Source organism: Nocardia brasiliensis ATCC 700358 (assembly GCF_000250675.2).
Taxonomy (GTDB): domain Bacteria; phylum Actinomycetota; class Actinomycetes; order Mycobacteriales; family Mycobacteriaceae; genus Nocardia; species Nocardia brasiliensis_B.
This window is the reverse complement of the sequence record NC_018681.1, coordinates 5,360,628-5,372,407: the sequence shown is the minus strand read 5'-3', so window position 1 is coordinate 5,372,407 and position 11,780 is coordinate 5,360,628. Positions and strand designations below refer to the sequence as shown.

The following is an 11,780-nucleotide window of genomic DNA, read 5'->3' as shown; positions in this document are numbered from 1 at the left end:
GTGGGCGCCATGCCCGCCGATCCCCGCCAACGCCGTGTCGTCCGCCACGCCCAACCCGCAACGAGGGTGGCCGCGTCGGCACGCCGCAAGACGCCGATCACTGCCGAACGGATCACCGAGGCCGCCTTGGAGGTCGTCGCCACCGAGGGCTACGACGCCCTGACCATCCGCCGGGTCGCCGCGGTGCTGGGTACCGGTCCGTCGTCGCTGTACGCCCACATCGTCAACAAGGACGACATCGACGATCTGCTGATCGGCCGGCTCTACGCCGAAGTCGTGCTGCCCGAACCGGATCCGGTCGAATGGCGCGCGCAGCTGCGCGCGGTCTACACCCAGATCCGCGACCTGTACCTGAAATACCCCGGCATCTCCCGTGCCGCGCTGGCCACGGTCCCGACCCATCTGGAAACGCTGCGGGTCGGCGAAGGGATCCTGGCGATCCTGCTCACCGGTGGCGTCGAGCCGAGGACGGCCGCATGGGCCCGCGACGCGCTGTCCCTCTACGTCAGCGCCTATGCCCTCGGGCAGTCGCTGGTCCAGCAACGGCGCCGGCACCAGGATCAGGAATGGGTGCTCAGCCACGAGGAACTGCTGGACCGTTTCACCGCACTGCCCGCCGACGAGTTCCCGCTGACCCGCCGCCATGCCGCCGACCTGATCTCCGGCACCGGACACGAACGCTTCGAGTTCGCTGTCGGCCGACTCGTGAACGGTCTGGAGTCCGCAGCCGGTTGACCGGCTAGTCCGATCGGGGCTGACGCGAAAGGTGCAACGTCGCAACGGATTACGCGTATCAGCTGTTTGCTTTCGGCAGGGTCGCCGTCGTGTCCGATGCCGCGGCGTCCTGCGCCGCGAGCGTGGATTCCGGCGTCCAGGAGTAGATTTCGCTCATCGAGCGTAGATACACCGAGCGCGGTGTCGACCACACGAGACCGTTGCGGAGTGCAGCCTGCACCGGATTGCGCCACTGCGCCATCCGCCCCCAGGCGGCTGAGGCTCGCGCCAGTCGCTGCGTCCGTCCGCGCCGTGCCAGGTCATAGCCGACCACCAGGGATTGCGCTGTGGGCAGCTGGGCAGCGAGCCTACCGAGCGTCGCGGCATCCTCCAAGGCCTGCGCCACGCCCTGTCCGAAATCGGGTGTGATCGCGTGCGCCGCGTCGCCGAGCAGGACGACTCGTTTCCGCGCGTAAGTGGGCAGCGGAGCCTCCAGCGAATAGATGTCTTGTCGTAGCAGCGATTCCGGTGGCGTGGCCGCGAGCAACCGGGGGATGGGATCGTGCCAGCCCCGGAAGAGTCGCGCGACCGTGTCGATACCCGTCTCGGTGTAGGCGTTCGGTGGGGCCGACAGCGTGGCGTACCAGGACACCTGCCCGCCGGTGAGTGCCATGATGCCGAATCGCTGTCCGCGGCCCCAACTCTCGATCAACGCACGGCTCGTGTCGATACCGGCCGCGGCGTCGGCGGGTATGACGCCCTGCCAGGTGAGGTACCCCGCGTAGGCCATTCCCGCATGATGGGGGAACAGGCGCGCCCGGGTCGGACTGTAGCGGCCGTCCGCAGCGACAACGAGTTCCGCGCTACGCGAACCGGTTTCGCCGTTCGGGCGCAGAAACGTCACGGTACCGGTACTGGGATCTACTGCCGTGACCTGATGTCCGGTGCACAGCTCGGTCTGCCGCAGTGCGTCGACGAGCCAGGCGTGCACGTCGGTTTGGTGCAGCGCATATTCCGAGACGCCGAATCGGCGGCGCACCTCGCGCACGTCCCCCTGCATCAGCCACCGCCCGGATGCGGTTCGGATACCGGTGGCTCCCTGTGCTGCGTCCAGCGTCTGGAGCCGGTCGGACAGTCCTAGCCAGTTCAGTGCTCGAACCGCGTTGGGTGCCAGCATCAGTCCCGCACCGACCGTTCGGAAGTCGTCGGCTTGTTCCAACACGGTCACCTGCCGGCCGGCGCGTGCCAAGCCGAGCGCCGCGCCCAATCCGCCGATGCCGCCGCCGATTACGATTGCCGTGTTCATGCTGCCCTTTCCCGTTGCTCTCGCGATGCGTTGATACTGGGCAAATTCGGTGCTGCGTCGGGCTCGGCGAAACAAGGTCAGAGGTGGTCGTGGAGCACGGTCACGACGTCGGCGGGCCGGCTGAGGAACGGACAGTGACCGCCCGTCGAGGTCACTCTGGTTTCGCAACGCCGTCTGAAATGGGCGACCAGTTCAGGCGGGATCGCCCGGTCCTCGGTGGCTGCGAGGTAGGTCGAGGGCGTGTCTTTCGACGCCGCATATGCGGGCGACCGCCCCGCAAGGCCGGGCACCGTCACATCGACGCCGTCGCGGCGCAGCCGCACGGTGACCTCGTCGTAGCGGGCCGGTTGCAGCCAGGCACCGTGCGGGATGATCAAGGGGCGCATGCTCTTCGTTCTACTGGTGGCGGCGTAATTTCTCTGTCAGTTCCACGTCTGCCGACGGTTTCTCGACCGCAGTGCGCCGAGGGCGTGAACGAGGATGTCGATGCTGTCGTGAAACGACTTCAGCGCGTCGTCGCCCTGCCGCCGGCGCGCAGCACGTAGACGGTTCGGTCGACGAACGCGCCGAATGACTTGGCTCGCAGCATGTTCGCGCCGATCGCGATGCGTGCACCATCCGGCTACGCCGGCACCGCCGACCTCAGGGTTTCCGCGGCGTCGCGCAGCCGATCCGGCCAGGCGTCGGGCGTGGCGGGACTGGCGAGCTGACCGTCGCCCGGTCTGCCCGGCTCGCGGGCGGGCCACGCAGTGCGCGCTCGGCACTGCCGCGCGACAGGCCTACTCCTTAGAATGCCTTGCGCCGCAAACCGAAACGTGTAAGCACGCTCTGGGTGACCAGGCCGAAGATGGATCGTCCACCCCGTCGGGCCGGCGCGTCCTTGCCCGCCGCGAACCACACTTGAAAGTTCGCCGGGTTGACCGGCAATGAGATGTGCTCGTGGGTTATCGCCCAGGTGTCGTCTGTCCGTCGCAGGCAGACCGTCTCGCGCACCCAGATCGGCAACTCGATCCCGCCGCGGCGCAGTCCCGAGTCCAGATGGAGCATGTTGGCGAAGGCTACGTCGTCCGCCGCGACGACGGTCAAATCGTGCGTTTCCAAACCGATGGGCCCGACGTACCCGTCGAACCACCGCCCGAAGTTGCGGCGCACGTCCTCCTGCCCCACGAACCGCAAGGGCGCGACGGCGTCGTAATAGACGATGTCGGGCGAATAGCAGGACATGAGGCGATCGATGTCCTTGGACCGTTGTGCCTCGGTCCGGCTCGCCAGGAACGTTCTGATCTGGTTTTCCTGCGCTGCCATGCTGTCTCCGTTCGAGCTTCTCGGTGGCAGACCACGGCTGCTTGGCAGCCGACTCTGCGCTTGCAGTAGTCCGACGACGTAGCCCGCACAAATGTGAGGTGGCATCCAGACGTGCGGCGGGTTGCCCGCCAACAGGCGCAGCGGTGACGTCGCACGCACCGGCGAAGCTCGTCACCGGTCGGCGAACAGCTCAGTCAGGTGCTGATCGATGGCGGCCAGCACCTGCTGTGACGTGACGACTCCGAGTTCGAGCAGCGAGGTGAAGCCGGTGAGGGCGAGCAGGCGATCGGTCTCGAGGACCGGATCGCGGTCGCGGGCGATCTCGCCGTCGGTGATCGCGCGCCGGACGAGCTGTTCCACGAGATCACGCCCTTGGCGCAGGCCCTCGCGGGCGCGGGCGTGAACGGCCGGGTCGTGCAGTGCTACCAGCACGTATGCCGCGTGTAGGCGGCTGGTCGCCCGGGCGTCGGGGTGCAGCGGAAGCATCTCGGTCAACAGCACCCGCAGCGCCGCACGGGGGTGTGGGTCCGCACCGAGGGCCTGTTGCACGCGCAGCCCGGTCTGCTCGCCGGCGAAGTCCACGGCGAAACTCAGCATCGCCTCGCGAGAGGCGAAATAGTGCTGTAGCTGGCCCAGCGACATACCCGCAGCCTGGGCGACCTCGCGCATGCTCAGCCGGAAGATGCCGTGCTCATCCACCACACGCCACAGCGCGCGGGCGATCAGCGCCCGGCGTTCGTCGTGATCCACCTGTTTCGGCACGTCCTACCCTCTTTTCAATACAGCTGACATAATACGGCTGACTCCGGATAAAGCGCGTCAGGAGGCGACGACATGCCCGAGATCTATGTCGACATCGGCATCGTCCGCGACGAAAGGCTCGGCCACCACGAAAGCCCGTGATCATCACCGAAACGACCGAGCCGTGGCTGCGGGCGGGTTGTCCACCCACGCGATATCATCAGCGCCGGTGCGGTGCGGCCCGGAAGGGCGGGACGGCGCTGCCGCTGGTGGACTTCCAACATCGGAGAACCCATGACCGCAGAACCGGCCCGGATCGTCGTCGACCCCCGAGTCGCAGAATTAGGGCCGACGGCGCTGCGGATCGCGGTCGGCGGCCAACTCCGCAAACTGCGTGAACAATGTGGCGTCACACCACAAGAGGCGGGTGACCACATTCGTGGCTCGTACGCCAAGATCAGCCGACTCGAGCTGGGGCGCACCGGGTTCAAAGAACGCGACATCGTGGATCTGCTGGAACTCTACGGAGTGACCGACCCTGAGCAGCGAAAGATGTTCGTCGATCTGGCGCGCAAGGCGAACGAGCCGGGTTGGTGGCATCGGTACAACGACCTGTTGCCGCAATGGTTCGAGACCTATGTCGGACTCGAAGGCGCGGCACAGATGATCAGAACCTATGAGGGCCAACTGGTTCCGGGTCTGTTGCAGACCGGGAACTATGCTGCCGCCGTTGTCGAAATGGGCGAGGACAGCAACGAGGCGGCGCGGCGCGTGGAGTTGCGGACCAACCGGCAGCGGATTCTGAATGCCCCTGGCGGACCGTTTCTTTGGGCGGTGCTCGATGAGGCGGTGTTGCATCGGCCGGTCGGTGGTGCGGCGGTGCAGCGGGAACAGATCGAGCATCTCGTCACCATGTCGGCCAAGCCCAACGTGACGATCCAGGTGCTGTCCTACCGTTCCGGTGGCAGCGCGGCTGCGGGCAGTTCGTTCACCATGCTGCGTTTCGCCGAACGGGAACTGCCCGACATCATCTACTTGGAGCAGCTGACCACCGCGCTGTATCTGGATCGTGCGGAGGATGTTCGGCTCTACCGCGGTGTCATGGACCGCCTCTCGGTTCAGGCGGAGTCACCGGAAAGTTCACGGGCGCTGATGATCGACGCCGCCGCAGCGCTGTGAGTCGAGCCTAGGCGGCTTCGGTCGGGGTTCGCCGCGCGCAGGTCGTCGGTCCCGGCGGTCGGTGCACGGCACCGAAGATTTCGCTTAGGAACAGCTCTGTCCTAAGCGTTCAATACCGTCGGCGTCATGACAAACACGCCAGACAGCATCCGCCCCTTCCACATCGAGTTCCCGCAGGCCGAGATCGATGACCTGCACGCGCGGCTCGCCAACACCCGCTGGCCCGGCGAGGTGCCCGGCGCCGGCTGGAGCCGAGGGGTACCCGTCGAGTACCTGAAAGAGCTTGCCGCCTACTGGCGTACCGAATTCGATTGGCGGGCACAGGAAGCGATGCTCAACGAACTCCCGCAGTTCTCGACCACGGTCGACGGGCAGAACGTCCACTTCCTGCACGTCCGCTCGCCGGAGCAGGACGCGACGCCTTTGCTGCTGCTGCACGGATGGCCGGGTGGATTCACCGACTTCCTCGACGTGATCGGTCCGCTGTCGAATCCCGTTGCGCACGGCGGGGATCCGGCCGACGCCTGCCACCTGGTCATTCCGTCGCTGCCCGGCTTCGGGTTCTCCACACCGCTGGCCGGTCCGGGCATGAGCACCGACAAGATGGCAACGGTGTTCGGCCAGTTGATGGCTCGGCTCGGGTACGACCGCTACGGGGTACACGGCTACGACACCGGCGCGTTCGTCGCCCCGCACCTCGGCAGGCAGCACCCGGATCAGGTGATCGGCATTCACGTCGGCGCGATGCTCACGTTCCCGATCGGGGCCGACGGCGAGATGGACGGGCTGAGCGAGGTCGAGCAGCAACGCTGGAATCGCATGCTGAACTTCAATGATGCCTATCTGCAATGCAATTCGAAGCGGCCGCAGACGGTCACCTACGGGCTGCACGATTCGCCGGTGGGTCAGCTCGCCTGGATCGTGGAGAAGTTCAAGGAGCTGACCATGCCCGAAGACGGCCTGCCCGAGGACAGCATCGACCGTGATCGCATCCTCCTCGACATCTCGCTGTACTGGCTGACCGGCACCGCGGGTTCGGCGGCACAGGTCTACTACGAGGACGTCGTCGCGAATGTGTGGAGCGGTGCGGACTGGTCCGCCGACACCGCGGGCGATTCGGGTACGGGTGACGGCGCGGACGCGGGGCAACCGAGCGGGGACGGCAGCGCCGCAGACGGGAACGACTGGGACACCGGACAATCCGACGGTGCCGCGGACTGGGCAACCGCCGTGCGTAGTACGGTTCCGACCGCCGTGCTGGTCTCCGCCCACGACGTCACCATCCGCCGCTGGGCCGAACGTGACCACCACATCGTGCGCTGGACCGAACTCGACCACGGCGGCCACTTCCTGGCCATGGAGGCCCCCGCCTCCCTCGTCGCCGACCTGCGCACCTTCTTCGCGAAACTCGACTGACAGAAATCGGATCGGGAACGTTCGCTGCGGAACGATTTCACGCGCAGGCGAGGGATTCGACCTCGTCGAATATTTGCTGACAGGCCCATTCGGTGCTTATCTGCCAGGTTCCGTCCACGGCGTAGAACGGGATAACCATGGGGGTGTTGCCGTATGGGGGTGTCGTCTGGGTGGTGGCGAGCATTCGGGCAGGGCCTATTTCAGTGACTTTGTCGACGGTCACGGCGATTTTGTAACTTGCGTAGACTTGGGCGACCTTGGCAAACAATTCGGGGTCGGCGTCGGTGTCGGCGATGCGCAGCTGTCTGCCGGCGGCCGGGGTCGCCGGATCGAGGGCCGCGCGGAGCCGAGCCGTGAGATCTGCGGATTCCGGCAGCGGCGGGTTCGGTACTGTCTCGGTCTCGTCGGGTGCGGACAGTGTGCCGGGATACAGCTCGTCGACGATGTCCGCCCAGATCAGGTTGGCGTCGACATACAGCCGCCGGACCGGAAAGGTGTTCTGGTTCACGGTGATCGCGACGCTCACCCGGCGTTCCGGCAGATACATCGTGATCGCGGTGTACCCGAGCACCGAACCGGTGTGACCGAGCCACGAGCCGGCCCGCATCAGTCCGAGCCCGTACTCGAACGTCGAGCCGAAGCTGGTGCCTTCGACGAAAGACGTCTGCGCCTCGAAGCTTTCCGGACGCAGCAGTCGTCCTCGCCCCAACGACTGTGCATAGGAGGCGAGGTCGGTGACAGAGGAAACCACCGAGGCCGCCGCCCCCCCAGACCGCCGGCGCGGTTCGCATGGTGACATCGGTGCGGATGTCTCCGCTGTATGCGTATCCGTGGCTGGCGGGTGCGGGCATTACGGCGTCGTTCGGGTAGCCGGTCTCGTGTAGCCCGTATTCACCGATGAGTTCATTGATGACGACACCGACCGGGCGGCCGGTGATCTTCTCCAGGACGAGACCGAGCAGAAAGTATTCGGAGTTCGAGTACACGGTCTGGTAATTCGGGGGCTGTGCCTTGTCGCGGTGGCGTTGGATGAGGCGCAACGTGTCCGCCGGCGTCCAGCGCGCCATGGCAGCGTCGGCCATCATCAGCGGCTCGAACACCGAATCGCTGGAGAAGTCGACAACGCCGCCCCGCATACCGAGCAGATCCCAGATGGTGATGCGGTCTCCGTTGGGGATGCCGGCCACGAATTTGCTCAGCCGATCGTACAGTCCCAGCTCGCCTGCTTCGACGAGTCGCAGTATCGCAACGGCCACAAAGGGCTTCGTGATACTGCCGACCCGGTAGCGGTCGTGGATCTGAGACCGGCGCTCGGTCGCGACGTCGGCGAAACCGTAGGCTCGGCTGAATTTGCCGTACCGCGGGTCGATGATCGCCACTGCGGCACCGGGTATCAACCCGGCACATCCAGGCGCGACTGCACGATGTGCTCGATCTTGTCCGCCAGATGGTCAGGAAACGCCGCCGTACGATCGAACCCGGCGGGCGCGCCGCAACCGATCACCAGCAGTGCGACGACCGCCACTGCGCTCACGAGTACAGATCTGTTGATCACCAATTGATTTCGACGGTCCGTTGCCGGCACGCGAATTTCCACCCGCTCGCACTCCGTTGTGCCCGGCACCGTGCCCTCCCTCGCCGACCGCGGACGACACCCCAACAGTCGTCGCACCGATCGCTCGAATCCTAATCGAGCGACAACGTTCCTTCGGGTGAATTGTGCGTCGAAGAGTGCGGCGAAACCGCAGCGGCGCAACAGGATCTCCAGCATGCGCCGCTCGGCGGGTGAGTCAGCGGTTGCGTCGCCAGATGCCGGCCGAGAGCATCGTCGCGAAAGCGCACCACGCCGGGTAGAGGACCGATGCGCGCCCGACGGGGTGGGTTGCGGACACGCGTCGGCTGAGGTCGGCGCTGCTGGCGGTGAGCGCTGCGGCGACCGCGGTCGCGGTACCGAGGCGGTGGGCGCGGAAGAACACCCAGCTCCAGCTCGCGTTCAATACCAGATTCACCGCCAAAGCTGCCCGGAGTGCGGTCTTTTCGGGTTCGGAGGCGTTTTCGAGTGCGTAGGCGCTGGTCACGGCGATATCACCGTAGAGCAGGGTCCAAACGATCGGGAACACGGCCGACGGTGGTTGGTAACCAGGCTTGTTCACCCGCCGGTACCACGCTGATCCCGGTCCCGTCGCGGCCGAACCGGCCAACGCGGTCGCTGCGACCGCCGCGCCGGTACACAGCAGCGTGGCGGGCGGGGGCGGTCGAAAACTATTCATGGCGCTCATCTTCTGTCCTTTCGGCGGCTGCTTCGATGGTGGGGCGACCTGGATGTGCGGCTCGAAGCACATGTCCGCCGACCTGATCTGTTGCGGTGCTGTCCGGTGCGAAGCGGGCGATCATGTCCTGCCAGCCGAGGTCCTCGATCGCACCGAAGCCGAATTCGGTCAGCTTGGTGGCGATCTCGTCTGCGGTGAACAGCGACAGCCATGGCTCGCCGATGGCCGCCATGACGCCGGCGAGGACCTCGACAATCGCTCGGTTGTCCGCGGGCAGAGCCGATATCGGCTCGCTGTAGTCGATGATCAACTGACTCGGCGCGGGCAGCTCGGCGATGAAACTCAGGGTGGTGTCGATCGCAGCGTCGGTGAGGTATTGGACCACGCCCAGCCAGATGAAGAAGGTCGGCGCGGCGGGGTCGAATCCGGACTCGCGCAGCCGAGTGGCGAGTGAGTCGGTCTCGAAATCCACTGCTACGAAACGTAACGAGGCGGGGACCGCTATCCGGGCATCGGTGAGGCGGTCCCGTTTCCAGGCCTGAGTGTCGGGGTGATCGACCGAGAAGACCGTCATGTTCGGATAGGTGTTGCGCACGCCGAAGGTGTCCAGGCCGGCGCCCAGGACCACGACCTGACGTACGTCGTGCACGCGGGCGGCGAGCTCGTCCTCGGCGAAGCGGTGCCGCATCGCAAGGAAAAGCCTTGCCTCCCAAGGCACTTCCCGGTCCTCGGCCGATAGTGCGGCGGCTGCCTCGGCGATCGGGACAGCCAGCGGATCGGGAAAGATCACCGGTTCGTCGGCGCGCTGATGCACCGCGCGCCCGCGGGCGGCGCCCAACGCGGTCCGGCTCGGCTGACCCACTCGCATGAAAGATCTCCTTCTGATGTTCGGACTCGTCGTAGCAGGGTGGACCCGCTGTCGACGCGAGGCCACCGGTGCGACCTCGCGTCGACAACGAACTGGGCGGGGTCACCGGGTGGACAGGCACCCTTGCAAGGTTTGGAAGTCACCGGCGAACGCGAGCCCGCCGCCGCAGGTGGGTCCGGTCTGCCCGGTCAATTCGACGGTGGCACCCGGACCGGCGACGGCGATCGACAGTCCCGGGCGTACCCCGGCGGCGTTGACGGTGGCTCCGGGCCCGATGGCGATGGCGGCCGGACCTGCCAGGGACTGCGATCGCGCGGTGGCGGTGCCGCCGTTCTGGGCCAACGCCAGCGCCAGGCTCGCGGGACCGGCGTCGGCGTAGGCGGCACCGTCGAAGCCGAACGCCGCAGCCGCGCTGCCATCGACGCTGGTCGCCGTGCACTGCGCCCCGTCGAGCGCACCGACGACTCGACTGGCGCCGGGCGCACGGCAATCCACCGCTGGTGCGGCCGCAGCGTGCGGCGCGGCGATCCAGGCCGCACCCACGGTCGAGAGGCCGAGCCCGAGCAGGCTTGCGGTCAATCGGCGAGAAGTGTTGTGGAACATGGGTTCTCCCTGAGTCTGTCGATCTTTGCCACAAGGTGGCCATCCATCAGCCGGTTGCCCTACACCAACAATCTCAAACACTTAATAGTTAAGCAAATGAACTATATTGCCGAGGGTGGCTTGCATCAATAGTGCATCGTTAGTTGGTATCGTGCATCACAAAGCCCGATCTGAGGAGACGCGATGGTGCCTGGCCGGCCGGTTGCCCTCGGTGACGGCTCGTGAACGGCACCGAGGGCGCGGGAAGCGGTGGATCCCGCGCGCCCGCCGTCGAATACACCGTGGGACAGGCGGCGCGGATGGTCGGGATTCCCGTCGCGACTTTGCGCAGCTGGACGCAGCGCTACGGGCTCGGCCCGTCTCTGCATCGGCCGGGCAGGCATCGGCACTACTCGCAGACCGATCTCGCCGTGATCGCGCGGATGGTGGGGCTGGTGCGGGCAGGGGCGAGTCCTGGCAACGCCGCCCGAGCGGCGCGCGCGGTCGCTGTTCCGATTCCGGCGCTCGGCGATACAGCGCCCGTGCTGGCGGCCGCGGAACGCCTGGACCCTACGGAACTGCTGGCGGTGATCATCGGTCATTTCGTCGGTCACGGCGTCGTCGCGACGTGGAATCGGTTGTGCCGTCCGGCGTTTGCCGAGATCGAACGGCGGCAAGCCGATGGCGATCGGTTGATCGATGTCGAACACGTGTTGTCCTGGGCGGTGGCCACCAGTCTGCACCGGGTGGTGCCGCTGCTGCGGCCGGTGGCCGGTGTGCCGGTGGTCGTGCTCGCGTGCGTCGCGGGGGAGACGCACGCGCTGCCGCTGGAAGTGCTGCGTGCGGCGCTGGCCGAGCGCGGTATCCCCGCGGTGCTGCTGGGTGCGTCGGTGCCGGCGGATGCGCTCGCCGATGCGATGGCGAAGCAGGGACCGGGCAGCGTCGCGGTGTTGTGGGCGCATACGCGCGAAACGGCGAGTCCGGAGCTGGCGCGATCGGTGCGTGACACTGCGACCCGCACCGTCGTCGCGGGGCCTGGCTGGTGTGTGAACGAACTGCCCGAGGGGGTGATTCGAGTCGACTCGCTGGAGGAGGCGATCGACATTCTCGGCTGATGCCAGGGAAGGGCTTGGCAAATGATTAAGTTTCTGAAAGAGTTTGACAGTCGCGCCGATGTGCGCGGTGCCCTGCTGCGACGGGCCCCGCGACTTCGGGCCGAGCCCGTCGGCGCTCCAGTGCTGCGCCACAAGGGATTTGACGTAGATGCCCGAAAAAACAGGAACCGGACAGTGCTGCCGACACGCTGCATCGTTTTCGCATCGTTTAGCGTAGGATGTGTCTCAACCGCCCGAGAGGAGCTTGCGTGGGTTCATACCCGTCCGGTCTTCCCGATCGGCGC

At 66.5% G+C, this 11,780-nt stretch carries 12 protein-coding genes and 1 pseudogene; 4 read left to right on the top strand and 9 right to left on the bottom strand.

Going from position 1 to position 11,780, the window contains the following annotated elements:
• The first annotated feature begins 9 nt into the window (after window positions 1–9).
• The gene (locus tag O3I_RS23600; RefSeq protein WP_041562804.1) at window positions 10–735 is read left to right on the top strand and encodes a TetR/AcrR family transcriptional regulator; all 726 of its coding nucleotides are present in this window, start codon (window positions 10–12) and stop codon (window positions 733–735) included.
• A gap of 58 nt (window positions 736–793) precedes the next feature.
• On the opposite strand, the gene O3I_RS23595 is transcribed toward O3I_RS23600, so the two are convergent.
• The 4 genes from O3I_RS23595 to O3I_RS23580 all read right to left on the bottom strand — a co-directional run bounded on the left by O3I_RS23595 (window position 794) and on the right by O3I_RS23580 (window position 4,087).
• Window positions 794–2,020, bottom strand: a complete 1,227-nt coding sequence (locus O3I_RS23595) for an FAD-dependent monooxygenase (protein WP_014985502.1) — start codon at window positions 2,018–2,020, stop codon at window positions 794–796.
• A 77-nt stretch (window positions 2,021–2,097) separates the two neighbouring features.
• Complete coding sequence (locus O3I_RS23590; RefSeq protein ID WP_041562803.1) at window positions 2,098–2,397, bottom strand: alpha/beta fold hydrolase; 300 nt, start codon at window positions 2,395–2,397, stop codon at window positions 2,098–2,100.
• A gap of 409 nt (window positions 2,398–2,806) precedes the next feature.
• Window positions 2,807–3,325, bottom strand: coding sequence for a YybH family protein (locus O3I_RS23585; RefSeq protein WP_014985500.1), 519 nt, complete (start codon window positions 3,323–3,325; stop codon window positions 2,807–2,809).
• A 171-nt stretch (window positions 3,326–3,496) separates the two neighbouring features.
• Window positions 3,497–4,087, bottom strand: a complete 591-nt coding sequence (locus O3I_RS23580; protein ID WP_014985499.1) for a TetR/AcrR family transcriptional regulator — start codon at window positions 4,085–4,087, stop codon at window positions 3,497–3,499.
• Window positions 4,088–4,360: 273 nt separating this feature from the next.
• Here O3I_RS23580 and O3I_RS23575 point away from each other — a divergent pair, with 273 nt between their 5' ends.
• Entirely contained in the window at window positions 4,361–5,245 is an 885-nt protein-coding gene (locus O3I_RS23575) for a helix-turn-helix domain-containing protein (RefSeq protein ID WP_014985498.1), read from the top strand.
• A gap of 126 nt (window positions 5,246–5,371) precedes the next feature.
• On the top strand, window positions 5,372–6,661 hold the full coding sequence (locus O3I_RS23570; protein ID WP_014985497.1) for an epoxide hydrolase family protein: 1,290 nt from the start codon (window positions 5,372–5,374) through the stop codon (window positions 6,659–6,661).
• Between the two features lie 37 nt (window positions 6,662–6,698).
• Here O3I_RS23570 and O3I_RS43965 read toward each other — a convergent pair.
• The 5 genes and pseudogenes from O3I_RS43965 to O3I_RS23550 all read right to left on the bottom strand — a co-directional run bounded on the left by O3I_RS43965 (window position 6,699) and on the right by O3I_RS23550 (window position 10,402).
• Window positions 6,699–8,040: pseudogene (locus O3I_RS43965) on the bottom strand (serine hydrolase domain-containing protein).
• Window positions 8,041–8,054: 14 nt separating this feature from the next.
• A complete protein-coding gene (locus O3I_RS44900) occupies window positions 8,055–8,432 on the bottom strand; it encodes a hypothetical protein (protein WP_141692250.1) in 378 nt (125 codons plus the stop codon).
• 19 nt (window positions 8,433–8,451) lie between these two features.
• Window positions 8,452–8,931 (bottom strand): TspO/MBR family protein, encoded by a 480-nt coding sequence (locus tag O3I_RS23560; protein WP_014985494.1) that lies wholly within the window; start codon window positions 8,929–8,931, stop codon window positions 8,452–8,454.
• The gene (locus tag O3I_RS23555) at window positions 8,924–9,799 is read right to left on the bottom strand and encodes a class I SAM-dependent methyltransferase (RefSeq protein WP_051066735.1); all 876 of its coding nucleotides are present in this window, start codon (window positions 9,797–9,799) and stop codon (window positions 8,924–8,926) included. Before O3I_RS23555 ends, O3I_RS23560 begins: the two co-directional genes overlap by 8 nt.
• A 102-nt stretch (window positions 9,800–9,901) precedes the next feature.
• Entirely contained in the window at window positions 9,902–10,402 is a 501-nt protein-coding gene (locus O3I_RS23550; protein ID WP_014985492.1) for a DUF6764 family protein, read from the bottom strand.
• A 221-nt stretch (window positions 10,403–10,623) separates the two neighbouring features.
• On the opposite strand from O3I_RS23550, the gene O3I_RS23545 reads away from it, so the two are divergent.
• The gene (locus O3I_RS23545; RefSeq protein ID WP_014985491.1) at window positions 10,624–11,496 is read left to right on the top strand and encodes a MerR family transcriptional regulator; all 873 of its coding nucleotides are present in this window, start codon (window positions 10,624–10,626) and stop codon (window positions 11,494–11,496) included.
• Window positions 11,497–11,780 lie beyond the last annotated feature (284 nt).